At 72.6% G+C, this 24681-nt stretch carries 18 protein-coding genes; 12 read left to right on the forward strand and 6 right to left on the reverse strand.

Going from position 1 to position 24681, the window contains the following annotated elements; translation table 11 throughout:
- Window positions 1-19: 19 nt before the first annotated feature.
- From AB0A97_RS37460 to AB0A97_RS37485, 6 genes are read left to right on the forward strand one after another with little or no spacing between them, the layout of a single operon-like run.
- Window positions 20-1660, forward strand: a complete 1641-nt coding sequence (locus tag AB0A97_RS37460; protein WP_361159195.1) for a GMC family oxidoreductase — start codon at window positions 20-22, stop codon at window positions 1658-1660.
- 24 nt (window positions 1661-1684) lie between these two features.
- Complete coding sequence (locus AB0A97_RS37465) at window positions 1685-2581, forward strand: radical SAM protein (RefSeq protein WP_361159198.1); 897 nt, start codon at window positions 1685-1687, stop codon at window positions 2579-2581.
- Complete coding sequence (locus AB0A97_RS37470) at window positions 2578-3273, forward strand: histidine phosphatase family protein (RefSeq protein WP_361159201.1); 696 nt, start codon at window positions 2578-2580, stop codon at window positions 3271-3273. The genes AB0A97_RS37465 and AB0A97_RS37470 overlap by 4 nt, the downstream gene beginning before the upstream one ends.
- Window positions 3270-3542: a DUF6137 domain-containing protein gene (locus tag AB0A97_RS37475; protein WP_361159203.1), complete on the forward strand. Its 273-nt coding sequence runs from the start codon at window positions 3270-3272 to the stop codon at window positions 3540-3542. The genes AB0A97_RS37470 and AB0A97_RS37475 overlap by 4 nt, the downstream gene beginning before the upstream one ends.
- On the forward strand, window positions 3535-4644 hold the full coding sequence (locus AB0A97_RS37480) for a hypothetical protein (protein WP_361159205.1): 1110 nt from the start codon (window positions 3535-3537) through the stop codon (window positions 4642-4644). Before AB0A97_RS37475 ends, AB0A97_RS37480 begins: the two co-directional genes overlap by 8 nt.
- A 4-nt stretch (window positions 4645-4648) precedes the next feature.
- A complete protein-coding gene (locus tag AB0A97_RS37485) occupies window positions 4649-5410 on the forward strand; it encodes a PIG-L family deacetylase (RefSeq protein WP_361159208.1) in 762 nt (253 codons plus the stop codon).
- A 32-nt stretch (window positions 5411-5442) separates the two neighbouring features.
- Here AB0A97_RS37485 and AB0A97_RS37490 read toward each other — a convergent pair whose 3' ends face one another.
- Window positions 5443-7500: a hypothetical protein gene (locus tag AB0A97_RS37490; protein WP_361159211.1), complete on the reverse strand. Its 2058-nt coding sequence runs from the start codon at window positions 7498-7500 to the stop codon at window positions 5443-5445.
- Window positions 7501-7625: 125 nt separating this feature from the next.
- Between AB0A97_RS37490 and AB0A97_RS37495 the strand changes: the two genes are divergently transcribed.
- Together AB0A97_RS37495 and AB0A97_RS37500 are read left to right on the forward strand one after the other, a co-directional pair.
- Window positions 7626-8879, forward strand: a complete 1254-nt coding sequence (locus AB0A97_RS37495) for an aminotransferase class III-fold pyridoxal phosphate-dependent enzyme (protein ID WP_361159214.1) — start codon at window positions 7626-7628, stop codon at window positions 8877-8879.
- Window positions 8880-8929: 50 nt separating this feature from the next.
- Complete coding sequence (locus tag AB0A97_RS37500) at window positions 8930-12838, forward strand: hypothetical protein (RefSeq protein WP_361159217.1); 3909 nt, start codon at window positions 8930-8932, stop codon at window positions 12836-12838.
- Window positions 12839-12932: 94 nt separating this feature from the next.
- Here the strand turns inward: AB0A97_RS37500 and AB0A97_RS37505 are convergent, their stop codons facing one another.
- Window positions 12933-14291: an alkaline phosphatase gene (locus AB0A97_RS37505; protein WP_361159219.1), complete on the reverse strand. Its 1359-nt coding sequence runs from the start codon at window positions 14289-14291 to the stop codon at window positions 12933-12935.
- Window positions 14292-14498: 207 nt separating this feature from the next.
- On the opposite strand from AB0A97_RS37505, the gene AB0A97_RS37510 reads away from it, so the two are divergent.
- Both AB0A97_RS37510 and AB0A97_RS37515 read left to right on the forward strand, forming a co-directional pair.
- Window positions 14499-14990 (forward strand): hypothetical protein, encoded by a 492-nt coding sequence (locus tag AB0A97_RS37510; protein WP_361159222.1) that lies wholly within the window; start codon window positions 14499-14501, stop codon window positions 14988-14990.
- A gap of 80 nt (window positions 14991-15070) precedes the next feature.
- Window positions 15071-15859, forward strand: a complete 789-nt coding sequence (locus AB0A97_RS37515) for an APH(3') family aminoglycoside O-phosphotransferase (protein WP_361159224.1) — start codon at window positions 15071-15073, stop codon at window positions 15857-15859.
- A 103-nt stretch (window positions 15860-15962) separates the two neighbouring features.
- Here the strand turns inward: AB0A97_RS37515 and AB0A97_RS37520 are convergent, their stop codons facing one another.
- From AB0A97_RS37520 to AB0A97_RS37530, 3 genes are read right to left on the reverse strand one after another with little or no spacing between them, the layout of a single operon-like run.
- Complete coding sequence (locus AB0A97_RS37520) at window positions 15963-16625, reverse strand: cupin domain-containing protein (RefSeq protein ID WP_361159227.1); 663 nt, start codon at window positions 16623-16625, stop codon at window positions 15963-15965.
- A gap of 27 nt (window positions 16626-16652) precedes the next feature.
- Window positions 16653-17855 carry an MAB_1171c family putative transporter gene (locus AB0A97_RS37525; protein ID WP_361159230.1) on the reverse strand — a complete coding sequence of 401 codons (1203 nt, stop codon included), beginning with the start codon at window positions 17853-17855 and terminating at the stop codon, window positions 16653-16655.
- Window positions 17848-18303: a hypothetical protein gene (locus tag AB0A97_RS37530; RefSeq protein ID WP_361159233.1), complete on the reverse strand. Its 456-nt coding sequence runs from the start codon at window positions 18301-18303 to the stop codon at window positions 17848-17850. Before AB0A97_RS37530 ends, AB0A97_RS37525 begins: the two co-directional genes overlap by 8 nt.
- A gap of 1875 nt (window positions 18304-20178) precedes the next feature.
- Between AB0A97_RS37530 and AB0A97_RS37535 the strand changes: the two genes are divergently transcribed.
- Entirely contained in the window at window positions 20179-22467 is a 2289-nt protein-coding gene (locus AB0A97_RS37535; RefSeq protein WP_361159253.1) for a glycosyl hydrolase family 18 protein, read from the forward strand.
- Window positions 22468-22573: 106 nt separating this feature from the next.
- Here the strand turns inward: AB0A97_RS37535 and AB0A97_RS37540 are convergent, their stop codons facing one another.
- Entirely contained in the window at window positions 22574-23245 is a 672-nt protein-coding gene (locus AB0A97_RS37540; protein WP_361159236.1) for a class I SAM-dependent methyltransferase, read from the reverse strand.
- Window positions 23246-23743: 498 nt separating this feature from the next.
- On the opposite strand from AB0A97_RS37540, the gene AB0A97_RS37545 reads away from it, so the two are divergent.
- Window positions 23744-24670 carry a DMT family transporter gene (locus tag AB0A97_RS37545; RefSeq protein ID WP_361159256.1) on the forward strand — a complete coding sequence of 309 codons (927 nt, stop codon included), beginning with the start codon at window positions 23744-23746 and terminating at the stop codon, window positions 24668-24670.
- Window positions 24671-24681 lie beyond the last annotated feature (11 nt).

The raw sequence follows: 24681 nt of genomic DNA on the forward strand, positions 1-24681 counted from the left end.
ACCGAAAGGCAAGCACGCCATGGAGCACCTACGGGGACCCTCGCCGCTGGCGAATCCCGGCGCCCGGCACCCGGAACTCCTGGGGCCCGCGCACCGCGACGGTTTCGGCGACGAGGCCGCGGACCGCGTGTGGGACGTCTGCGTCATCGGCAGCGGGGCGAGCGGGGCCGTCGCCGCGGACCGGCTGGTCCGTCAGGGGCTCGACGTCCTGATGGTCGAGGAGGGCTTCCGGCTCGCCGAGCACGTGGACCTCGACGAGGCCGAGACCCTGTGCCGGCAGGCCGTCGCCCGCGACGACGAGGGCAACTGGACCGACGAGGGCTGGCCGTGGACCACCTCCAACCTCGGCGGCGGCACCGTCTTCTACGGCGGTGCCTCGTTCCGCTACCAGCCCTTCGACTTCGACCCGGGCACCCGCATCGACACCGGCACCACCGAAGTGCGCTGGCCGTACACCCTCGCGGAACTGGCGCCCTACTACGAGGTGCTGGAGCGGCGCCTGGGGGTGTGCGGCGGCCCGCCGGCCGAGGGCGCGAACGGCGCGCGGCACAGCCGCGGCCCCGCCCACGAGCCGTCCGCCGCCGCGCGGGTGCTGTACACGGCCGGTGAGTCGCTGGGCTACCGGCCCTTCCCCACGCCGCTGGCCATCAACCGTGACCCGTACCAGGGCCGCGCCGGATGCGACCGGGTCTCGCTGTGCGTCAGCCACGCGTGCCCCACCGGCGCCAAGGGTGATGTCGTCGCGGTCTTCCTGGCGCCGCTGGCCGCCCACCCCAACTTCACGCTGCGCACCGGCGTCCGCGCCGTGCGCCTGGAGCAGGACCGCACCGGGGAGGTCTCCGCGCTGCGCTGCCTGGACCGGGTGAGCGGGCAGTCGAGGGGGGTGCGCGCCCGCGCGTTCGTCCTGGCGTGCAACGCGATCCAGACGGCGGCCCTGCTGCTGCGGTCCCGTACGACGTACTCCCCCACCGGTGTCGGCAACCACTCCGGCATGGTGGGGCGGGGCCTGTGCGTCAAGCTGAGCGAGTACGTCAGCGGTGTCGTGCGGGCCGCGCCGGAGGTCCTGGCGGACCCGGACGTCCACAAGGGCCCGTTCTCCACCGTGGCGTTCCTGGACCACTACCTGGACGAGGACTGCCCCACGGGAGTGGGCGGCCTGATCTACGAGTCCAAGCGGGACCGGGCGCCCAAGCTCGTCCGGGACGCGCTGGAACTGCGGATCGAGACGATCCTGTCCGACCACCCCAACCTGGACAACCGCGTCGGACTGTCCCGCCACGTCGACGAGGACGGCCTGCCCGCCGTCGTCCTCGACTACCGCACCGACCCGCGCGACCAGGCCCGGCTGCGCTACATGACCGGACGCTGCGAGCGGCTGCTGCGCGCCGCCGGGGCGGGCGGCATCCGCCGCAAGGCCACCGGTTTCGCGCAGGGCAGCTCCCATCTGCACGGCACCTGCCGGGCCGGTGACGACCCGGCCCGTTCGGTGGTGGACGGCTGGGGCCGGGTGCACTCGGCGGACAACGTCTACGTCGTCGACGGCAGCTTCATGCCGTACCCCGGCGGCCTCAACCCCACTCTGACCATCCAGGCCCACGCCCTGCGCACCAGCAAGGCCGTCGCTTCCGAGCTGGCGGCACCGCGCGCCGCCCATGTGTGAACCGTACGAGAGGACACCCCGATCATGACCACCGTGCAATGGCCGCCGCGTACCCGGCGCGTCCGCGCCTACCGCAACATCGTCATCGACGGCGCCTGCAACCTGCGCTGCACCTACTGCGAAGTCAAGGCGATCAAGGTCGACCAGCCGGCCACCAACGCCTCGCTGGACCGGATCTTCGCCGAGTACGAACAGGACAACGTGCTGTTCCGGGTGGAGTCCAACGGTGAGATCTGCCTCTACCCGAAGATCCTGGACCACCTCCAGCAGCGCGCCGCCGAGGGCTGGCAGATCGAGGTGCTGAGCAACGGCACCCGCCTGCCGCGGTGCCTGGCGGGCCGGGAGAACCTGATGTGGGTCTTCTCCGTCGACGGCCACACCGCCCGGATGAACGACAAGCGCGGCCTGAGCCAGGAACAGGTGGACCGCATCATCGACACGGCGGTGGAGCTGGACGCCGAACTCCAGGCGGTCTACCACGACCAGACCATCGACGAGGTGAACGCCTTCATCGACCTGCTGTCCGCCCGCGGCTACAAGGGCCTGCTGCACTTCATGCCGCTGCTCGCCTTCAAGGGGCAGCCGCTGGAGGTCAACCTGCGCTACGAGGACCTGCACCCGGCGGAGTTCCTCGCCCCGCCGGAGTACTTCCGGCGCTGGAACCACATCTTCGAGACGGGCAAGCGCGACGCGGTCTGCGACCAGATCACCAACGGCTACAACTACTCGGTGGCCGACGACAAGATCCAGATGGTCAAGTGCGACTGCTACTCGGTGCCGAAGCACCTGTACCACGACTTCGGCCCCGTCCGGGAGTTCGACAACTGGCCGTGCGGCACCTGCATCGCCAACCAGGAGTTCAACAGCTCCCGGCCGCGCATGCTGGCGCCCGAGGGCCGCATCCCGCTGCCCCTCGTATGACGGGCGGCACCGGTACGCCCGTCACCCGGCGGTTCCTGCTCGTACGGCACGCCCAGGCCGAGGTCAACGTCCTGGCGGACGACGACCTGATGGCGGGGTACGACCCCGACGCGGACCTCACGCCGCTCGGGCGGGAACAGGCGCGGGCGCTGGCCGGGCACCTGGCCGGGGACCGCGCGTCCTGGCCGGGCCCGGCCGGGCCGGGCGGTTACCGGCTCCGCACCAGCCCGCTGCGGCGGGCCGTGCGCACCGCGGAGGCGCTGGCCGGTGCGCTGGGGCTGACGGCCGTCAGCGACGCGCGGCTGGCCGAGGTGCGGGCGCCGCGCAGGTTCCCGCGCCCGCTGGCGGTGCGGGAGTGGGACGCCCTGCTGGAGGAGCGGCTGCGGCACCCGGAGCGGGAGTTCGCCGGGGTGGAGAGCTGGGCGGCGCAGCGCGCCCGCGCCCGGGAGTTCCTGCGCGAGTGCCTGTCCGGCCCGCCGGCGGCGGGCTTCGTGCTCGTCTCGCACGCCGAGACGATCCAGGCGCTGCTGATGGAACTGCTGGACCTCGGCGACGGGATGCTGCGCTCGGCCCGCTTCAAGGTCAGCAACACCGGCGTCTTCATCGTGGACCGAACCCTGTACGGAACGGAGGAGCCATGCAGTTCCCTGGTGGTGGCCAACTCGAAGAGCCACCTGGCCCGCACGGCGTGACGGGCGCCCCGCTCGCCGGCGCGGCCGGGGACCGCGTCCGGCTGCTGGTGGTCAAGTGCCTCAGCGACGAGACCGGTGAGGACGCCGACGCGATCGTCGCCCGTGGCCACCTCGACGTGGGCGACCGCGACTACGCCAACATCGTCAACCGGCTGGAGTCGTACTTCGACTGTTCGCTGGACCTGCTGGCCGGCGGCAACCGGCGGCTCGTCGTGGACGACCTGTGCGCCCGGCTCGGCCTGCTGCCCTTGGAGGCGGTCCATGTCTGAGCCGCCGGCCGCAGCCCTGGACGCGCCGCTGGACCCGCCGGGTCCGCTCCGGGCGCTGCTGGAGATCTACGACGAGGGATTCACCTGCGACACCTGGGGCGGGGTGGAGACCGCCCTGTGGCACCTGGCCGAAGGGCTGCGGGAGCGCGGTGTCGAGGCGGAGTTCTACCGCTCCACGGAGGGCGCCGACCTCGGCGCGCTGGCCGGGCGGGTGGTGCGGGAACGGGTGGACGCGGTGTTCCCGCTGGTGGAGAGCCCGTTGTTCGCGGGCGGAGCGGGCACCGGGGACGGGGCCGGCGCGGCGGCGGACGAGGAGCGGCCGGACGTGCGGGAGCTGCGGCGTCGCGTGGTGCGCATCTGGCACGACGTGAGCCGCCTGTCGCCCGGCCTGGCCACCCCGGCGCCCTGCCCGGTGCACAGGCCCGGCGCGGCCGCCCCGTCCGGCGGGGTCTGCGCGGCGGCGGGAGTGTTCCCCGACGGCCCGGCGCGGGAGGTGTTCCTGCGCGACCTGCCGTGGACCCGCTGTTTCGGCTCCCGTACGTACATTCCGTGGGCCGTCGACCATCTGCCGCCGGCGGATCTGCGCGACCCGTTCGGCCCGGTGCTGCTCCAGCTCGGCAAGACCTCCGTGGACCAGGCCCGGGTGTGCCTGGATCGGCTCACCGGCGCCGGGCTGCCGGTCCGCGTGGTGTTCGCGACCTGGTCGAAGGAGGGGCGGGCCGCGCGCGAACTGGTCGCGCCGTACGCCGCGTACGGCACGGTCGAGGTGCTGGACTCCTACGACATCCGCACCGAGTGGAAGCGGGTGTACGCGGGGGCGCGGCTGTTCGTGCTGCCCTCCGTCTTCCACGAGACGTTCAACTTCGCGGCGGCGGAAGCGCTCCAGCTCGGCCTGCCGGTCGCCACACTCGGCGACTGCGGGGCCCTGGCCGACTTCGCGTCGCTGCGGGCGGAGACGGTGGCGGAGCTGATGGACGCGGTCGTCGCGCGCGGCGAGTCGGTCCGTCCGGCGCGGCGTCCGTGGACCGGCTGGCGCGAGGTCGCCCACCGGTACGCGACGCTCATCGCCGCACCGCGCCGCGCACCGGCGTCGGGGGTGTGAGGCCGTGACCGGTCTGATCGAGGAACTCCGGGACCACACCACGCTGTGGATCTCGCCCCACCCCGACGACGTGGCCTACTCCTGCGGCGGTGCGCTGGCCGCGTGCGCGGGTTCCGCGCCGGGGCTGCTGCTGACCGTCTTCACCCGGTCCGCGTGGGCGCTGCCCAAGCGGCTGCGGGCCGCGGGCCCCGGGGTGATCAGCGCCCGCCGTGCGGAGGAGGAGCGGCGTTACTGCCGGGCACGCGGCCTGGCGCGGTACGTACCGCTGGGCTTCGACGACGCGAGCCTGCGCGGCTACGACGACGACACGGAGCTGACGGCGGACCCGGCCGCCGACCCGCTGCGCGACCGGATCGCCGAGGCTGTGGCGGAGGCGGTGGCGGAGCTGCGCCCCACCCTGGTGCTCGCCCCGGCGGCCGTGGGCGGGCACGTGGACCACCGGCTGGTGCACGAGGCCGTACGGCGGTCGGCCGGTGACGGCGTGCGGCGGCTGTACTACGAGGACCTGCCCTACGCCGCGCACCATCCGCGCGCCGCCACGGAGAAGGCGCTGGGCGCGGAGGGGCTGTCCCTGTACGCCGTCACCGGCATCGGGTCCGTCCTCCAGGACAAGGTGCGCGGCATGTACATCTACGGCTGCCAGACCGACGACGAGTGCGTCCAGGAGGTGACCGGGTACGCCCGTGCGGCGGCCGGTCCCGGGGACGGCACCCACGTGGAGCGGGTGTGGGCGCCGTCGCCGTCCGCGGCCGGCCGGGCCGGATGAGCCGCTACCGGCCGTCCCGCGCGGCGGCCCGGTCAGCGCAGCCCGGTCACGTACCGGGCCAGTTCGCCGAGGTCGTCCGCGATCCTGCGGGCGGTGTCCGCGGCGGGTGCGGGGCAGCGGCGCAGCCAGCTCTTGACGTTCCACCACAGGGCGTCGCCCGCCAGTTCCAGGGCGGTGTCGAAGGCGCGGTCGTCGCCGACGGACGTCCGCAGTACGGCCAGGTCCGCCGGGGCCAGGCGGTGTTCGACGACGAAGGAGGAGATCTCCGCCTCCAGGGGGCCGGTCCCGCCCCAGATCCAGTCGAGCCCGAACCGGCGGACGACGGGCGGCGCGTCCGGCGCCGGGGGCGCGCCGACCTGCCAGTGCCAGCTCTGGTGCGAGTACGGCAGCGAGGTGCGGAAGACCCGGGCGCGGGTGCCGCCGAAGGCGGCGCGGCGCGGCAGGTGGCGGTCGAGCCAGGCACCGTCCACGGGGAGCGGGCAGGCCAGCCGGGCGCGCAGCCGTTCCAGGGCCGTGGCGAGCCGTTCGCGCGGCGCGTAGGTGACGGTGGGGTCCACCGGTCCCAGGCCGCCGAGGTGGTCGAGCGCGTGCCAGTAGCGGGCCACGGCTTCGAGGGCCTGGCGGCGGTGCTTCTCGGTCATCCGGGGCAGTTCGGCGCCCAGCGGGCGCAGACCGTCCTCGTGCCCGGTCACCAGGTAGCCGTCCAGGTGGTGGCGGACGGGTGGCAGGAACTCGCCCAGCGCCTCGACGGCCTCGGCGCCCTGTGCGCCGTGCGGTCCGGTGCCGACGAAGCGGAAGTGATAGGCGCGGGGGCGGGGGTCCGGCGCGCCGGGGGTTCCGGTGGCGGGTCCGTCCGCGACGAGCGAGAAGGGGGTGTTGCGGGGGCTGATGCGGAGCACCCCGGTCTCCGGGGGTGTGGTCGTGGCGGGACCGGTGCCGTCGACCTGGCCGGTCGGCCTCGCACCGGCCGGGGAGGTGTCGGTGTCCGTGGCGCGCGGCCCGTACGCAGCGAGGAACGGGCCGCGGAACGGCGTCACCCGGTACGCGGTGGTGCCGGCGGGAACCGCTCCCCCGGCTCTGGCACGGGCCGTCAGGCGGTCCGCGTCGGCGGGGGCGAGCAGTTGCCACAGCCGCCCGGCGTCCTCGCGTACGGCGGAGGTCCTGGTCAGCGGCCGTACCCCGGTTGCGTCCACGGCGTACGTCCGGCCCGGCGAGGCGCACACGATGTCGCGCGCCCCGGGGTAGCGCCGGGCCAGCGCGTCGCGGACCGCCCGTGCGGTGCCGCCGGTGTCCGGCTGGTCGTCGACGGCGACGACGACCGTGCCCGGCGGCAGGGCGGCGGGCAGCCGGCCGGTCTCGGCCGGGACGAGCGAGATCCGGCCCGCGGTGCGCAGCGGGCGCAGCGAGGTCCAGGGGGCGGCCGTGCGCCCGGCGGCCGCCACGGCCGCCGCCCACAGGGGCGCGAGGTAGGAGCCACCCGTACGGACGCCCACCACGAACACCGGGGTCCGCTCCTCGGTGGCCGCCAGCCACGCGGCGGCCTGGCCGTGGACCAGCGCCACGTCGGCGAGGTCGTACGCGTAGCACTCCGGCGTCTTCCAGTCGGTGGCGTGCCGCAGCAGCGCCTCGGCCGCCGCGTCGCCGCGTGCCGCGCCGGCCTGCCACAGGCCCGCGGTGTACGCGGCGGTCCGTGCCATGGCGCGTTCCAGGAAGCCCGGTCCGGGCGCCGGTGGCGCGAACCGCCCCCCGGGACCGGCGGCGACGGCCCGCGCGAGGTCCTGGCACGCCTGCCTGACCTCGTCCAGCAGGGCGCGGGCGGACGCGGGCGCGGTGGGGCACGCGGCGGTGTCGGCGAGGAGCTGCTCGATGGAGCAGGCGCACGCGTAGCGGGCCTCGGCGCTGCCGAGCCGGACCGCGGAGGCCACGGCGGCGCGGCGCAGCGGGGGCGGCCCGGCCGGTGCTCCCGTGGCCGGGGACGGCGGCCGGCCCGGGGTCGCGACACCGCCGGATCGTTCGCCCGACTGTCCCGTATGGGCTCCGGGGTTTTCACCGGAAATCACCTCTGCCGTCCGCGCATTCGCCGTTTCCACGTTTTTCCTCCTGCCGTCCGGTTTCCTGTCCGACCCTGGTCCGATCTTTTTCCACGACCGACAGGGAATGACTGTGGACGCGTCGTCGATCCACGTTCAACAGTTCATCGAGAAAAAGGCTGACGATGACTCAAAATTTTGCGGCCCTGGCCGAAATTCCCACCTGCCCGCGGAATGCGGAGGGCAATCCTCGCGTATTCGTCTCGGCTGCGGGCGCCTATGTGACCGACGATGCGGGAAAACGCTGGATCGACTTCGACAACACCCGGGGATCGGTCCTGCTGGGCCACGGTGACCCGGAGGTCGCCGAGGCCGTCGGCCGCGCGGCCACCGGGGCGCTGGGCACCGCCACCGGCTGGAGCCCGCTGCTGGACACGGTCACCTCCCGGCTGCTGGAGCTGTGCGGCGGCGAGGTCGTCGGCCTCTTCCGTACCGGCACCTCGGCCGTGCGCGCGGCGGTGCTCGCGGTGCGGGAGGCGGTCGGCGCCCCCCTGGTGCTCAGCTCCGGCTACCACGGCTACGACCCGATGTGGTACCCGGCGAAGGCGCCGTTCGAGCCCAACGCGGACGGCGTCGTCGACTTCTTCTTCGACCTCGACGTCCTGGCCGGGCTGCTGCGCGACGACCGCGACCGGGTGGCCGCCGTGGTCGTCTCCCCCGACCACATGCACCTGTCGCCGCGCTGGTACGAGCGGGCCCGCGCGCTGCTCGCCGAGGCGGCGGTCCCGCTGATCGTCGACGAGGTGAAGGTCGGGCTGCGCTACGGTCCCGGCCTGTCCACCGCGGGGCTGCTGGACGCGGACGTGTGGGTGACGGCCAAGGGCGTGGCCAACGGCTTCCCGACGGCCGCGGTCGGCGGGTCGCGGACCCTGCTCAAGCCGCTGCGCGAGGTGTCGTACACCTCCTTCTTCGAGCCCACCGTGCTGGCCGCCGCCGAGCGGACCCTGGCCCGGGTGGCCACCGGCGAGCCGCAGCGCACCGTACGGGAGACGGGCGACCTCTTCGTGGAGCACGCCCGCTCCGCGCTCGCCGCGGCGTCACTGCCCCTGGAAGTGGCGGGCAACGGCACCTTCTTCCAGTTCGTGCCCGCCACCCGCGAGGTCAAGAAGGCCTTCTACAAGGCGACGGAGGAGGAGGGGCTGCTGTTCTACCGGGGCGACAACCAGGCCGTCTCCGCGGCCTTCGGCCCCGGCGTCCTGGACGACGCGCGGGCGCGGTTCAGCCGTGTCTGCGACCGGCTCGCCCCGTTCGCCGCGGCCGGACCGGTCGGCGAGGAGGCCCGTTACCTGGCCGCCTGGAGCGTCATGGACGGGCTGCGCGAGGCCGAGCGCGACGCGCGGGAGACCCGGGAGTGGGTCGACCGGTTCCTGGACGACTGACCGCACGCGCCGCTCGCACCCCCGGACACGAAAGGGCAAGCACCATTCCCATGGACAGACCGTCGAATCCCAGGCCGGCAGACCCGGAAAGCGCGTACGGCGCCAAATGTGCCCGCCTCCTGGAACTTTCCACCCATCCCCGGTTCGCCTCCGTCGCCCTGCCCGTTTTCCCGCTGGCGGACGAGACGGCCCGGGAATTCCTGAACAGCGTCCGGGACGCGGGCGGGGAAACCGGCGGAGTGCCTCCGCAGGACGCTCCCGGAGAAACCAGCGAGACGCCCCCGCAGGACACCACCGGGGACACCCGCGAAACGTCCTCGCAGGACACTGCCGGGCAACTCGTCACCGGATACACGCAATTCCTGCGCCGGCAGTGGCCCGGGCTGGCCGACGAGATCGCCCGTGCCTGTGGCCCCGCCCCCTGGATCGTGCGCAGTTCGGGCGCCGAGGACCAGGAGGACAACATCAACGCGGGCGGCTACGACAGCCTGGTCTGCGCCGGGCCCGAGGAGCTGCCCACCGTCGTCGCGGCCGTGGTCTTCAGCGGTTACGGCGCACACGCCGTGGCCCAGCAGCGCCTGGCCGACCCGGACTTCCGCCCCGCGCCGATCGCGGCGTTCGTACAGCCCCTCATCGATGGAGGCGGCTCCTCCACCGCCTCCGGGCCGCCGCCCGCGCCGCACGAGACCCCGCGGATCGGCCGCCCGGAGACCGACCGGACCGCCCGCCTGCTGGCCGCCCTGCACGACCACTTCGGCATGGCGCGCCTGGACTGCGAGTGGGTCCTGGAGACCGACGCGGGCACCGTGTCCGTCACCAGCCTCACCGAGTGCGAGGAGGGCAGCGGTGTCGTCGGGCAGCTCTCCCTCGGTTTCGGTTTCGCGTCCGCGCAGCGGCTGGACGGCACCGACAACAGCGTCGTGTGGCTGCCCGGCGACGGCCGGACGCCGCTGTGGCGCGGTGAGGTCCTGCGGTCCGTGCAGGTGCGGGCCGCGCACCTGGTCCAGGTCCGGCCCGCCGTCGCGTTCGACCCGGCGCCGACGGTGCAGGTGCTGACCGACGAGGACCGCGCGGTCTGGGAGGACGCCCATACCGGGCGCCCGGTGGACCTGCTGGTCCCCCCGCGGCAGGTGGCCGCCACCGCGTTCCTGGCCGCCGCCCGGCTGGACGACGCCTGGACGCAGTACCTGCGGCTGGACCCTGAGCAGCGGGCCGCCACCGGGCACGTCCTGGTCGAGCGCGGCAGCCCGGCCGAACACGCCGCCGTGATGTTCCGCCAGTACGGCGTGGCCGTGCTGCGGTGCCGGACGGAGGACGTGCCGGAGTCGGCGTCCTACGTCCTGGCCGACCCGTGGGCGGAACGCTGTTACTTCGGCACCGGCCACCCGCCCCGGGCCCGTACCGTGCCGCGCCGGGTCGCCGCCGTCCCGTCCGGCTGCCGGCTGCTGTTCGACGAGCGGTCCTGCGGACGGGCGGCCGAGGCCCTGGCGGACGGGCGGCAGCCCGGACCCGGGGCGATGCCGGGGTACGAGGAACTGCGGACCGCGGCCCACCTCTCCCCCGCGGCGCGCGAACGCCTGGTCGCACGCAGCTTCCTGCCCGACCCCGAATGCCACCACCGGGACGGCAGGTCGGTGGCCTCCCCCGCCTTCGTGGCCCAGGCGGCCGCGGCCGCGCTCGGACTGGGCGCCGATCCGGCGCGGTTGCCGGACGCCGTGCCGCACGAGGCCGCCGGATACGTACGCGGCCTGGTGGCCGCCCGTGCCTCCGGCCACGTCGCGGCCGTACTGCCACGCTGCGCCCGCCTCGTGGGCCCGCAGCGCCTGGCGGCGGCCACCGGCGGGCCGGACGTACGGCCGGCGGCCGCCCTGGCCCGGCTCGACAGCCGCGAGGCACTGTCCGACACCGTCCTGCGGCGCCTCCTGCCGCCGGTCCTCGCCCTGGCGGACGCCGACGGCGGGGCGGACGCGGCCCTGGACCCGCTGCTGGCGGTCGAGTCCCTGGCCGACGCCATGGACGCCCTGGACATCCACGCGCACCACGAGCGCGACGACATTCTCGTCCGCCTGCTCGACGCCCTTCCGCTGGAGGACCCGGCGGCAGCCGGGGAACTGTGCCGGCTGGCCCGGCGCTCGTCCCTGCCACCCGGCGAGACCTCCCGCCTGGTGGCCACCGCCGCGGCCGACCCGGACTTCGCCGCGCGCCATCTGGCGCTGGAGCGCTGCCGGGTGGCCCTGTCCGCCGCCGACCCCGCCGCCGCGCCCCGCCGCGCCCGCGAACTGGCCGCCGCCTACCGCGCGTTCGCCCGCGGTCCGCTGCTGGAGGGGGACGGCCGGGTCCTGCTGAACCTGGTCCGCTGCGATCTGATCGAGACCTACGACGCGGCGCTCAAGGACCTGCTCCTGAAGCTGGTGGACCGCCCCGGCCCGGTGCTCCACCAGGGCTATCTGGGCGTCATGCTGGGCTGGCTGGAGCTGGCCGAGGCCTTCGGCCCCACGGCCCGCGAGGCGCGGGCCGTCGAAGTGTTCCGGGCGTGGATCGAACAGTGGCGGGCCGGGCCGCCCGCCGAGGACCACACCATCGAGGAGGGCGCCTCGTGGCGGCGGCTGCTGGAGAGCGCCGCCGACGCCGCCACGCCGCCCCCGGCGCCGGCCAACGCACACCGGCTGCACAACGCCCTCCACCAGTGGCTGCTGGCGACGACGGAACGCTATCCGGCCGAGCGGGCCCCCAGCGGCGTCGCCGGGCTGCACGCGATAGCGGACCGGTTCTGCCGGGGCGGCAACAAGCTGCTGCGGCTGACCAGGGACTCCTTCGAGCTGGACGTCCCCCTGTCGCTGCACAAGGCGAGCCTGCTGTTCACGCCCGGCAGGATCGAGGCCGAGTGGAGCGAGCAGCCGGACGTCACCGAGGAGGAGACCGGCCGGCTCGCCGCCTTCGAGGTGCTGCTCGCCCGGTTCGGCGACTGGTTCCCCGGTGTGGAGTTCCGTTCCGAACGGCTGCTGGCGGCCGGGACGTGGACCCTGCGCATCGAGGCCCGCCCGACCGGACGGGAGCACTTCGACCTGCCCAGGATGCGGCTCGTCCTGGGGCTGCTGCGGACGCTGTTCGACGGCTCGTACGACTTCTCGTACGTACCCGTCAAGGAAGTCGCCCACCTGACGGACGCCTTCGCCTCCGCACGCTGGGCGGCCGTCTTCGCGTCCCTGGTGGAGTACCGCACGCACTACGACGACTCGGCACAGTACGAGACCCTGGAGACGCTGCCCCTGGCACTCTCGATGGGCATGCTGTGCACCGACACCTGGACCCGGGAGACGGTGCTGCGCCTGGCCGACGAGAGCCCCGGTGCGGCGGTCTCTCAACTCGACGCGCTGATCGAGGGGTTGCGGGAGGAGGCCGCTCCGGCCGCCTGGACGACGCTGGTCCACCGGACGCAGCAGACGGCCTTGTTCCTGGCCGCGCACCACCCCCGGGATGCCCTCGCCGTCCTCGCCGCCCGCCCCACGGCGAAGTGGGCGAACATCCTGGCCACGGCCGTACTGCCCCGCGCCGACCTGCGGGAACCGCTGCGGGCCGCACTGCGCCAGGACGGGCCGGGCGGCGCACTGACCGCGCTGGTACTGCGGCACGCACCGCACCTGATGGCCACCGCGGCCGACGCGGCGGAACTCGCCCGGGCGGCACTGCGCGCACCCAAGGCCCACCGTCGCCGCAAGCAGTACCTGGCGCACCGCCACGCCGTCGTGCTGGAGGCGGCGGACCTGCTCGGGCCGCTGGTGGAGGATCTGGAAGTGGTGCCGTACGGGTACGACTCCGCCGCGGAGGCGGCGCTGGAGCGGGCCGTGGCGGCGGTCGGCGGACGGCTGCGCGCCGACATCCGGTCGAAGATCGACGAGACGCATCCGGTGTTCCTCGGCGGCCCGTCGGCCGTGGTTCCCTCCACAGCGGTCCGGTAACGGACGGCGTCAGCGCGGCGTGGGCCGCTGTCCCGGATGCCGGGGCAGCGGCCAGCGCCTCAGGCCCTGTCGTCGCACCGATGCGCCGCTGCGCTCAGCGCAGGCCGAGCGCGCGGGTGATCGTCGTGAACAGCTCGGTCTGGTCGGTGAAGCCCCTGACCCGTTCGGCGAACGGGCCCTGGGCCGCGATACGGACCTGGGTGCCGGTGTGCTCCTGCCCGTCCTCGGGCGTGGTGGTCGTGGCGTAACCGACCTTGATCCGGCCGCCCTCGTCGGTGACGAGCGTGGCCGACAGGCCCATCGGTTCCGCGTCGACCGGCACGATCTGGCTGCTGTGCCCGTGGTCGGCGGTGGTGATCACGAGGGTGTCGGGGTGGCGCTCGGCGTAGTCGCGGGCCACCTTGACGGCGCGGTCGAACGCGGCGGTCTCACCGATCTGGCCGCAGGGGTCCGCCTCGTGGTTCTGCTTGTCGATCGAGGCGCCCTCCACCTGGAGGAAGAAGCCCCGGCCGGCCCGCGCCCTGGCCTCCAGCAGCTCGACGGCCTTGCGGGTCTGCGCCTCCAGCGTGGGAGTTCCGGCCGGCCGGCGGGGGTTGGCGGTGACGCAGCGCTGCGCCTCGGTGCCGCCGCGGGCCGCGGGCCGGCCCGTCCACTCCACGGGTACGGCCCCGGGCGCGAACAGGCCGAGCACCGGGCGCTCCGGACCGGCCGCGCGCAGGCCGCGCGCGTCGCTCACGATGCGGTAGCCCAGCTTCTCGGCCTGCTGGGCCACGGTGAGGCCCTGGTGAGGCCCCTCGGTGATCTTCTGGTCGAAGCGCTGCCGGCCACCGCCGAGCAGGACGTCGGGCCGCAGCCGTACGGACTGTTCGGCGATCGACCCGAGACCGCCCCGGCCGATCGTGTCGCGGGGGCACCCTTCCATGTCGGCCGGCCCCTGGCAGTCGCGGTCGCCGACGTGCGCGGCCATCGCGGCGGGGGTGGCGTCGGTGAGTTCCGCGGTGGTGACCGACCCGGTGGCCAGGCCCTGGCGGCGGGCCAGTTCGAGGACGGTGGGCATCGGACGGTCGGTGTCGGGTGTCTTGGATATGCGGTAGTTGACGGTCTTGTGGCCGGTGGACCAGGCGGTGGCGCTCGCGGCGGAGTCGGTGACGTAGTCCGGCCGTCCGTGGCTGTCGACCGAGTAGGTGGTGTACGTACCGGTCTGCGGGAAGCCGTCCATGTGCAGCCGGCCGCCCGCGCCGACCGTGTAGTCGCGGGCCAGGGTGATCTCCGCATCCCCCATGCCGTCACCGATCAGCAGGATGACATTCTTCGCCGTGCGGGGGCGGTGGCCGGCACCGGCGTCGGCCGTGGCGGAGACGACGGTGGCGGCCGTCACGGCGACGGCCAGGACACCGGCCGACCAGGTCAGCCGGCGGCGGAAGACATGCGGGGTCAATGACGTCGATCTCATCGTGCTGGACCTCCGAACCCGCGGAACCGCGCGCGGCCCCGCCAGCTTCATCAGCTCTAGCGGATAGAATAGGCAGCGAGCGTACGCCAACTAATCGGCCAGGCGCCAACAAGAGCGAACAAGTACGCACGCGAACGCGATAGAGTCGTCCGCCCTGGCGGGCAACGACGCCCGTCCGGCCGAATCACCGCAGGCAGGAAAAGGCGCATGAGTGACCGCACATCGGCAACCGACCAGGAGGGCCGCCCGCTGCTGCGCGCGTTCGGGCAGCGCCTCAACGAGCTGATCGCCGCTCTGCACCCCGACGAACGCAAACGCCCCGGATACGCCCGGCTCGCCAAGGAGATCCGCGAGACCACGGGCGGCGCCATCTCCGGTACGTACCTCTGGGAGCTGGCCACCGGCAAGAAGCGCAACGTGACCCTGGAGCAACTGGACGTGCTCGCCGAGTACTTCGGCGTGCCCCCCGAATACTTCCTCAGCGAGGACGTGGCCGAACGGGTCAACTCCCAGCTCCGGCTGGCCGTGGCCCTGCGCGACACCCGGGTGCGCAACCTGGCGCTACGCGCCGAGGGGCTGTCGCCGGCCGCGCTGGACGCCCTGCTGACCATTGTCGACGAGGCCCGCAAGGTGCAGAACCTGGCACCCCCGGAAGCCGGCGTCGACGGCACGGAAGAACCGCCCGCCGCCGCGCCGTGACCGCACGGGAACGGCTCATTCCCGCCCCCGGACCGTGCGACCCGTACGACCGGGGCCGGACGTCGGCAAAGATGTCGGCCATGAACGAAGAAGTACAAAAGCTTTACCCCCACCACACCTGGACGCCGGTCACCGACGGCGACTCCGGCGCCTTCGTCCACCACCTCACCGGACCCAGCGAGCTGTACGCCAAACTCGTCCCCGCCCAGCCGGACACCGGTCTCGACCTCAAGGCCGAGGCCGACCGCCTGGAATGGCTCGCCAAGCAGGGCGTCCCGGTGTCCCGCGTCGTCGACCTCGGCTCCGGGGACACCGTGTCCTGGCTGGTCACCGAGGCCGTACCGGGTGTCTCCGCGGCCGAGGAGTGGCCGTCGGCGCAACGCGCCGAGGTGGCGGAGGTGCTGGCCGACGTCGCCCGGCGGCTGCACGGGCTCCCCGTCGCCGACTGCCCGTTCGACGCGAGCCTGGACGTGATGATCCTGCAGGCCCTGCGCCACCTCGAAGCGGGCCTGGTCGACATGGACGACCTGGAGGAGGAGCGGGCGGGCTGGTCGGAAGGTCGACTTCGCGCCGAACTCGAAGGCACCCGCCCGCCCCGGGAGGACCTGGTCGTCTGCCACGGCGACCTGTGCCCCAACAACGTGCTGCTCGACCCGGAGACCCGCCGGCTGACCGGAGTGATCGACGTGGGCCGCCTCGGCCGCGCCGACCGGCACGCCGACCTGGCCCTCGCGATGCGCGAACTGTCCCGCGAGGAAGACCCGTGGTTCGGGCCGCACTGCGTGGAGCGCTTCGTCGAGCGGTACGGCGCCGAGCGCGTCGACGCCGGGAAGACGGCCTACTACCAACTGCTGGACGAATTCTTCTGAAGCCGATGGCCCGCTTCCACTGAAGCCGATGGCCCGCGCCTCTCGCCGGGACGCGGGCCACGGCCCTGCCTCAAGAGCCCGCCGGCGACTCGCGGTCGCGCCGTCAGCGGGCCGCCGCCTCCGGCAGCAGGTGGAAGTCCTCGAACTGGAAGCCCGGTGAGACCACACAACTCACCAGCACTTCTTCGTCGGTGACCGAGCGGGCGCGCTGCCAGGAGCCCGCCGGCACCAACACCTGGGGCCGCTGCCCGCCCGCCAGGTCGGGGCCCAGGAACACGTCCGTGGGGCGGGCGGCGGGCCGCTCGCCCGTACCCCCGAGCTGGAGGCGCAACGGACCGCCCCGGTGCCAGAACCACAGCTCCGGCGAGCGCACGGTGTGCCAGCTCGACTCCTCCCCCGCCGACAGCAGGAAGTAGATCGCGGAGGCGGTGGGCCGGTTCCCGGCGTACTCCTCGACCCGCAGGGACGTCCCGCTGCGCCAGGTCTCCTTGTACCAGCCGCCCTCGGGATGCGCCCGCATGCCCAGCAGCCGTGCCGTCTCGGGCTGCTCGGTGCGAGCACCGGCCGTGGCCGGCGCCCCGCTCGGGGCCGGCACCCCGCTCGTGGCCGCCGCCCGTTCCGGGGCCTTCGCCGCGCCGCTCCCGCCGCATGCCGTGGCCGTCACGCCGAGGACTCCGGCCGCCGTCAGGCCGAGGGCGGCGCGGCGCGAAAGGCTCTCGCGGGGCATGAAGCCCTCGCGGCGCGAAGGGCACTCATCGGTTTCCATGTCACCGTCCGTCTGTACGAGGCGCCGTCATGACGCCTGACCGGTAGGGGCCGCCCGGTGCCGCTGCTCCTCGGCGCTCAGGAACGAGGCGGCCAGGGTGGAACGGAAGAAGCGCGCCAGGTGCAGGAGGAAATCCAGTTCCTCGGCCATGTCGCCGCCACCGCTCTGCGGCAGCCCGGACGGCCGCCCCGAAGCGGCGGTACCCGAGCGTTTGTTCGCCACTGCCGTGCCGGCCCAGCACGCCGTCACCGCCGCCTCCACCGAGGCATCCGCGATCCGGGCGGCGCGCACGTGCTCGCGGGCCCGGGCGAGGGTGCCCTCCGGGGAGTAGTCCTCCAGCGCGAGCAGGCCGTCCCGGATCTCGATGGCGCGCCGGTACAGCCGCAGGTCCGAGTGACGGACCGCGCTCAGCAGGTCCACGGCACGCGAACGCGGGTCGGTGAGTGTGACTTCCGGGGTGACGCGCACGAGCGTCCGCCACAGTGGATGGAGCCGGTACATGACCGTCATGTCCCGCGCGGTGCGCCACGGCCCGCGCAGCAGCGGCAGAGCCGCGCCCGCCCCCATGAAGGCCGCCTCCGCCCCGGAGATGGCGGGGAACAGGTGCGGAATCGTGGCATCGCGGCTGAGCACATGGACCAGTGAGAGCGCCATGAGCACCGCGGACAGGGCGATCCCGGTTCCGAACAGCAGCAGTCCCGCCCGGGTGGACGTGTTCTTCACCTGCCGCCCGCACACCCAGCACGCGGCGACGCAGGCCGTGTTCGCCACCAGGTGGTAGCCGAGCAGTACGACCCAGTAGTACGTGTCCGGGCTCTCCTCCTGGCCGGGTCCGCTGGGGACCACGTGCCGGGTGTGCGGCGGCGAGACGACGCACAGCGTGACGAGCGCGGTCAGGGTCAGGACCGCGGCGGCCAGGATGGCCAGCTGGGTCCGCCGCAGGCCGACGATCGCCGAGATGAACGCGAACACGGCGGTGGCCGCCAGGAGTCCGACGATCTCCTTGGCCAGGAACACGGTGTGCGGGTCCAGCGCCGCCATCGCGAGGGACGAGACCTGCGGCAACTGGAGGGTCATCGCCACCGAGGCCAGGCCCACCGCGAGCCACAGGGGCCGCTGCTGCGGCGTCCGGACCGCGACGGGCGCCCGCAGCAGGGTGACGACCCACATCAACGCGAGGCCCAGCCACTCCAGTTGTTCGAACAGGCCGTGCGGCCCCCGGTCAGTCATGGGTGATGCCCAGGGCCCGGTCGGCCCGGTCCGTGGTGGCGCACCGTTGCGGCCCCCGGCCCGGGCCCGTGGCATGCGTCCTGATCAGGCTCGCCAGCATCTCCGCCTCCTGCTCCTGACGCGTCGAGTAGTTGGTGCGGGCGAGCATCCGCTGGATGAGGCGGGGACTGAGGTCGGCCAGGACCGTACTGATACCGGCGTGATTCCCGTCCGCCAGCATCTGGTGGTCGAAGAGCAGGTGCCCGATCTCGTGCAGCACGATGTGTTCCTGGTGCAGCGGCGCGGTACGGGCCTCGAAGAAGATGTGGTCGTCCGTGTCGGTGGCCAGCCACAGGCCGCACGCCGCCATTCTCGCGATGTGCGTGGGCAGGGCGTGCAGATGCAGCGGACGCTGTCGCTGCTCGGAAATGTTCCGGCAGAATTCCTCGACGGAAAAGGGGGTCGGCAACGTGATGTCGGTCAGTTTCGACCGGCACCGCCGGCGCAATGTGGAGTACCCGTACAGCATGTGGGAGAACTGCCATTTCTTCTGTGAGGGGCAGCGCGTTCCTGCGCGCGCTGCCCCGTGCTCCGACGGCTGGTAGCACGATGCGGACCCGCCCGGCCCGGTCGAGGTCCGGCGGGGGTGTGTGGCGCGAGGCCGGGAGACGTCAGCGCGGAGGTCCCCGCAGCGCGTCCGGAGAGCTGCCCCAGTAGACCGTGCGTCGCAGCTCCGCTGCCGGTGCTTGCGCGCCGGCCGCGGGGGCGGTGTCGCCGGACAGCCCACGGCGCGGGAGGAGCAGGGAGCGGGTAAACGTTACTTCGCAGCGTGGTCCGCACGACGGGCCGAGCATCCTGGGACCGTGCGGACCACGGGCGGCGCCGCGTCCGTCGGACATCCGGGCGCCGGGCGGACACCAGGCGGCCCGGCGTCCGTCGAAGCGGAACGGTACGCCGGAAAGATCCGTCGGCGAAGGGGCGTGCGTCGGCGACCCGTCCGGAAGCGGAGTGACCGCCAAGGCGGGCTCCCGCGATAACCGGTGGCGGCCCTCGGAACGCGCCACCTCGCTGTCGCTCATGCGTCGCCCTTCTCGATCTCCGCCAGGGAATTGCTCCCTCCGCTGGAGCGGACGACAGTCACGGTACGGCGTCGCTGAACCGGACGCCACAGTTTGGCGCATTTCGAGCCAACCCGCTGACCGAATATGCCTCAACCAACTGCCCTTGGCGATGACGTGCCCAGGGGCCCGGCGAGGCGCCCCGAACGGCACGCGGCAGACCGCGCCAGCTTCCCGTCGACGTGCCCGCTCCGGGCGGATCCACCGCCGCCGAGACACGCGCGCCGCCCGGGCACTCCGGCGCCCCGGTGACGTACGTCCGGTCCGTCCGCGCCCCGCCCCTGCCTGGCTCCGTCGAGGCCGTCACCGGGACGCGCTCCGCCGAGAGGCCCGCAACCGACCGTGTGGCGGGTGTTCGCGGGTGACGGCCGGCACGCTCCGCACCCTGACCGGTGACCGGGCAGCTCATGACCTCCTGCGGGGCCACACGCCTCTCCGCCCGCCGGCCACACCAAGCGAACCCTGGCCTTGAGCCCGTTGAATTACCTGCTCACAGCCTCGGCCACCAGCGAGGCGGACTCCGATGGCGGCCGGCTTCCAGACGGCGCGTTCTCCCTCTTGAACGCGGGGCACAGCCGCCCACCTCGACACGGCCCTACCTGCTGCGGGCACCGAAGCCCGCACTTTGACGGGCCATCAGGTCGAGGGCCACCGCATGACCGGACAGCCCCGTCGACGTGGCCGACCGCTCTCGGCAGCCGTCAGGCGCACACCGTGCCCCTCGCCCCCTCCCCCACCCCGTCGAGGCACCGGCCGCCGCCCCGGCGAGCCGTTCGCCCCGTACGAACCGCCGACTCTCGCCGACGGAGATCGGAGCCGACGACGCTTCACAGCCAACGATTCCGAAGGCCGCAGCCCCGAACCCTCATGCGTGGTAAAGGGGGAGGATCCGACTGTGCGAGGACCCTGCCCGGACCACGCCGACGGCGAAATCCAGCCACCGGCGCACTGCCGGCGCGACCGGGAGCCGACCGCCGGGACCGGTCACGCAAAGTGGCTCGTCTTCGCCTCCCGGGCACCCCGACAGCCGTCTCTCGAAGATCCCCGTGCACCCCCGCTCCCTCAACGGCCGCCGCTGCCCCATCCGTTGACGGGTTGGTCCAGACCTTTTATGGTGCGACTGCCATACGGCACCCGGCGGCACCGGTTCCGCCACCTGGCGCGCGGCCGGGTATGCGCACTTTCGGCTCTCACACCCTGTACCACCCACACTCACAGGGGTGCCCATGAAAGACCGGCGCAGATTCCGCAGCAGAGCCGCGGCCCTGCTCACCACGACCGTCCTGTCCGTGGCCGCCGTGCTGACCGGCCCGGCGGCCCCCGCCCAGGCCGCGGGAACCCTCACCGCGGCCTTCTCCACCCAGGACAACGGTTCCTGGTGGAAGGGCACCTACGTCGTCCGCAACAGCGGGTCCGCCGCCGTCACCGGCTGGACCCTGGAGTTCGACCTGCCGGCCGGTGTCACCGTCAGCGGGCACTACTACGGCGACGCCACCGTGGACGGGCGCCATGTGACGGTCAAGAACGCCCACTACAACGCGACCGTACCGGCCGGCGGCAGCACCGAACCGTTCAGCTACTGGTTCATCGCCAACGGCCCCGTCGGCACCCCCACGGCCTGCACCGTCAACGGGGACAAGTGCGACGGCAGCCCGGACGTGCCGCCATCCGCGCCCGGCACACCCCAGGTGACCGGTACCACGACGCGCAGCGTCGCCCTGAGCTGGCCGGCCGCCTCCCCCGGCGACCACCCGGTCACCTCCTACGAGGTACTCGCCGAGGGCCACCCGGTAGCCACCGTCACCGGTACCACCGCGACCGTCACCGGCCTGACCCCGGCCACCCGGTACGCCTTCACCGTCCGGGCCAAGGACAAGCGCGGCAACACCGGACCGCCGAGCGCGCCGGTGACCGCGGACACCGTGGACCCGGCGAGCGACCCGGTCCCGCCGACCGCGCCCCGCGCTCTGCGCAGCACCGCGGTCACCGCCTCCAGCGTCTCCCTGGCCTGGGACCGGGCCACCGACAACGTCGGCGTGGTCGCGTACGACGTCTACCGGGACGCAGACCTGGTCACCACGGTTCCCGGCAGCACCACCGCCGCCACGGTCGACGGCCTGACGCCCGCCACCACGTACCGCTTCTCCGTCACCGCGCGCGACGCCGCCGAGAACGCCTCGCCCGCCTCCGACACCCTGACCGTCACCACGGACGACGTGGCCGGGCCCGGCAAGTACCTGAAGGTCGGCTACTTCGCGCAGTGGGGCATCTACGGCCGCCAGTACTTCGTCAAGAACCTGGACACCTCGGGTGCCGCCGCCGACCTGGACGTCATCAACTACGCCTTCGCCAACATCGACCCCAAGAACCTCACCTGTCTGGCCGGTGTGACCAAGGGCGTCTCCGGCAATCCGCAGGACCCTGACGAGGGCACCGGCGCGGGTGACGCGGACGCCGACTACGGGCGCGCCTTCCCCGCCGCGCAGTCGGTGGACGGGGTGGCCGACGACGGCTGGGGCAAGCTGCGCGGCAACCTCAACCAGCTCAAGAAGCTGAAGGCCAAGCACCCGCACCTGAAGGTGGTGATGTCCCTCGGCGGCTGGACGTACTCGAAGTTCTTCTCCGACGCGGCGGCCACCGACGCTTCCCGCAAGAAGTTCGTCGCCTCCTGCATCGACGTGTGGATCAAGGGTAATCTGCCCGTCTACAACGGCGCGGGCGGCCCCGGGACCGGAGCGGGCGTCTTCGACGGGATCGACCTGGACTGGGAGTGGCCGGGCGCCGAAGGCCACCCCGGCAATCACTACAGTCCGGACGACAAGGCCAACCTCGCGCTGCTGATCAAGGAGTTCCGCCGGCAGTTGGACGCGCTGGGCGGCCCGCACAAGCTGCTGACCGCCTTCACCCCCGCCGACCCCGTCAAGATCCAGCAGGGCTGGGACCTGTCCACGATCTTCTCCTCGCTCGACTACGCCAACGTCCAGGGATACGACTTCCACGGCTCGGGCAGCGACAACTCCTGGGAGCCCCAGCGCACCGGCCACCAGGCCAATCTCCACCGCGACACGCAGGATCCGTACGCCTTCCACTTCAGCGTCGAGAGCGCCGTCAAGGCGTACACGGACGCGGGGGTCAGCCCACGCAAGCTGACCATCGGTTTCCCGTTCTACGGCCGTGGCTGGAAGTCCGTCGCGGACGGCGGGGCGCACGGTGAGTGGCAGTCGGCGGACGGCGCGGCTCCCGGCCAGTTCCCCGAGGAGGCAGGCATCCGCGGCTACCAGAACATGCTCAGCAACGTCCCCAACATGACCGTCCACCACGACGAACAGTCCATCTCGACGTACGGGTACACCGGCGCGAACGGTCAGTGGTGGTCCTTCGACGACACCTGGTCGATCGGAAAGAAGACGGACTGGGTCAAGTCCAAAGGGCTCCTGGGCGCCATGATCTGGGAGATGTCCGGCGACACCCCGACGGGCACCTTGATGAAGGCCATCGACAGAGGTCTCCCGTAGGACGGGGCCCGGCCCGTACTCCGCGGGCCGGGCTGCGTCACGGACCCACGCACCCGCACCCGCACCCGCACGGCGGTTTCTCGCAGTTGCCGGTCATCACGGCGATTCACAGCCGAAGGGAGATTTCGAGGCCGTTGCCGACTGGCACCGTGAGCGAGCAATATCCGGTGCTGAGGTGGTCCAGGTAGGGGCGGAACGTATCCGGGAAGAAGCTCACATCATCGGCAATGACGACCGACCCCGCTGTCAGGCGGGACTCGACAAGGCGCAGGACAGGAAGGTAGAGGTCTTCCCAGCCGTCGAGCAGCACGAGATCCACCGGGCCGTCCAGGTCGCGAAGGGTGTCGAGTGCGTCACCGACCCGTATCTCCACCAGATCGTCCAACCCGGCAGCAGCGAGGTTCTCGCCGGCCGCGCGAGCTTTGTCCGCCTGCATTTCGGTGGTGACGATCGTGCCGCCACCGTTGTCCCGCACAGCAGCGGCAAGATAAATGGTGGAGATGGCGTACGAGGTCCCGAACTCGACGACCCGGGTCGCCCTCCGCATACGCGTCAACAGGTAGAGTGCCTCGCCTGCTTCGCGGGTGACGGGCATATAGATGTCTTTGAGCTCGTCGGTCAACTCCGCACGGTCCCGGTGCTCGAAGAGCTCTTCCAGAGATCGGCTGCCCAGATGATCGCGGTAGGCTGCCGGGGCCTTCTCGTCCTGCCTTCTCCCCGCGTCGAACAATCGGTTCAGCACGCTTGTGACACGGGGTGACGCCAGGGTGGATGTCACGGCTGAGCACTCCCCTCGGCTGTGATCCGGTATTGGGGTGATTCCCGCTCATCCGCCTCATTGCAGCACGGCGCGCGCCACGCCGGAAGACCTCTCAACTGCCTCCTGCACCTCCCGAACACCGGTGGAAGCCTGGCCTCGACAGGCCACCGACGGGTCTGCTGATCGGCGTCCGTCCGGCCCGGTACCGTGCCCCGGCCGACCTGCCCGGCTGAACCCCGGACAAGTCTCGGACAAGCATCATCTTGTGCGGGCCGACCGAGGGCTCCACCATCTGACCTGCGCCGCCCGCACCCCGGCCCACGGGGCGCCAGCAGCCCTCTGTGCTGTCGCGAGGTTCAACACGAGGGGAAGCAGGAATGCGCAAGGCTTCGCACCATCGGCACAAGACCGCGCACCGCCAGGACAAGACGGCGTCAGCATCTCTCCACTCCTGCACACGCCCCAGGTGAGCAGATGAACGGAGGCAGGTCGGCCCGGTTTCATCCTGGTCCGGTGATGGCGCCGAGGCGTCTCGCGCACGGTTACGGCAGTTACCTTCTCGCGCTCCTCGCGACGCTCATCTGGTCCGGGAACCTGATAGCGGCCCGCGGTTTGAAGGATAACGTACCACCCGTTTCGCTGGCCTTCTGGCGCTGCCTTGTCGCCACCCTCGTCATGGCCCCGTGGGGACTGGGAAGAATATCCGCAGAGTTTCAGCTCGTCCGTTCCCACCTCAAATTGCTGGCTTTTCTCGGGCTTTCGGGGATCGCTGTCTTCACCATCATGGTGTACATCGCCGCCCACACCACTGCCGCGACCAACATGTCGTTGCTGGCCGTGACGGCACCCGCCTTCATCTTGCTGCTCGCTCGGGCCCTGCACGGGCAGCGGTTGGGCTGGTGCCGCTCAGCCGGGACGGTCTTGGCGCTCGCCGGTGTCGCAGCCCTTGTCACCCGAGGGACGTTGAGCGCTGTCCAGCCGCGCCCGGGCGACCTGTGGATACTGGGGGCGACGCTGATCTTCGCCTACTACTCGCTGCTGGTACGCAGGGCACCGCCCGCCATGAGCAGCGCCACGGTGCTGCTGACCACCTTCTTGATCGCGCTCGTCCTGCTGCTGCCCTGCTACCTGTTGGAACTCGCGCTCGTCGGCGGTTTCAAGGTCACCGTCCCCGTCCTCGCCTCGATCTGCTACGTCGGAGCCCTGTCGTCCGCTGCCGCGTATTCCTGCTGGAACCGCGCTGTCGAAGGAGTGGGAGCCACCAGGGCCGGCCTCCTCTACTACTTTCTTCCCGTCTTCACAGCGCTTCTGAGCGCATGGATACTGGGTGAGCCGATCGCCCCCGAACAGGCCCTCAGCGCGGCTCTCATCATCGCGGGCGTCGCGCTGGGCCTACGGAGATCACCCAGGCGTTCCGGAAGCAACGTGCACCCTCCCCACTGACCGTACGAAAA

Source organism: Streptomyces sp. NPDC045470, assembly GCF_040646595.1.
Taxonomy (GTDB): Bacteria; Actinomycetota; Actinomycetes; order Streptomycetales; family Streptomycetaceae; genus Streptomyces.

Excerpts from the sequence above, each read along its gene's own strand:
- AB0A97_RS37460 (WP_361159195.1), top strand. The coding sequence starts at position 20 with ATGGAGCACCTACGGGGACCCTCGCCGCTGGCGAATCCCGGCGCCCGG.
- AB0A97_RS37465 (WP_361159198.1), top strand. The coding sequence starts at position 1,685 with ATGACCACCGTGCAATGGCCGCCGCGTACCCGGCGCGTCCGCGCCTAC.
- AB0A97_RS37470 (WP_361159201.1), top strand. The coding sequence starts at position 2,578 with ATGACGGGCGGCACCGGTACGCCCGTCACCCGGCGGTTCCTGCTCGTA.
- AB0A97_RS37480 (WP_361159205.1), top strand. The coding sequence starts at position 3,535 with ATGTCTGAGCCGCCGGCCGCAGCCCTGGACGCGCCGCTGGACCCGCCG.
- AB0A97_RS37495 (WP_361159214.1), top strand. The coding sequence starts at position 7,626 with ATGACTCAAAATTTTGCGGCCCTGGCCGAAATTCCCACCTGCCCGCGG.
- AB0A97_RS37500 (WP_361159217.1), top strand. The coding sequence starts at position 8,930 with ATGGACAGACCGTCGAATCCCAGGCCGGCAGACCCGGAAAGCGCGTAC.
- AB0A97_RS37505 (WP_361159219.1), bottom strand. The coding sequence starts at position 14,291 with ATGAGATCGACGTCATTGACCCCGCATGTCTTCCGCCGCCGGCTGACC.
- AB0A97_RS37510 (WP_361159222.1), top strand. The coding sequence starts at position 14,499 with ATGAGTGACCGCACATCGGCAACCGACCAGGAGGGCCGCCCGCTGCTG.
- AB0A97_RS37515 (WP_361159224.1), top strand. The coding sequence starts at position 15,071 with ATGAACGAAGAAGTACAAAAGCTTTACCCCCACCACACCTGGACGCCG.
- AB0A97_RS37520 (WP_361159227.1), bottom strand. The coding sequence starts at position 16,625 with ATGGAAACCGATGAGTGCCCTTCGCGCCGCGAGGGCTTCATGCCCCGC.
- AB0A97_RS37525 (WP_361159230.1), bottom strand. The coding sequence starts at position 17,855 with ATGACTGACCGGGGGCCGCACGGCCTGTTCGAACAACTGGAGTGGCTG.
- AB0A97_RS37535 (WP_361159253.1), top strand. The coding sequence starts at position 20,179 with ATGAAAGACCGGCGCAGATTCCGCAGCAGAGCCGCGGCCCTGCTCACC.
- AB0A97_RS37545 (WP_361159256.1), top strand. The coding sequence starts at position 23,744 with ATGGCGCCGAGGCGTCTCGCGCACGGTTACGGCAGTTACCTTCTCGCG.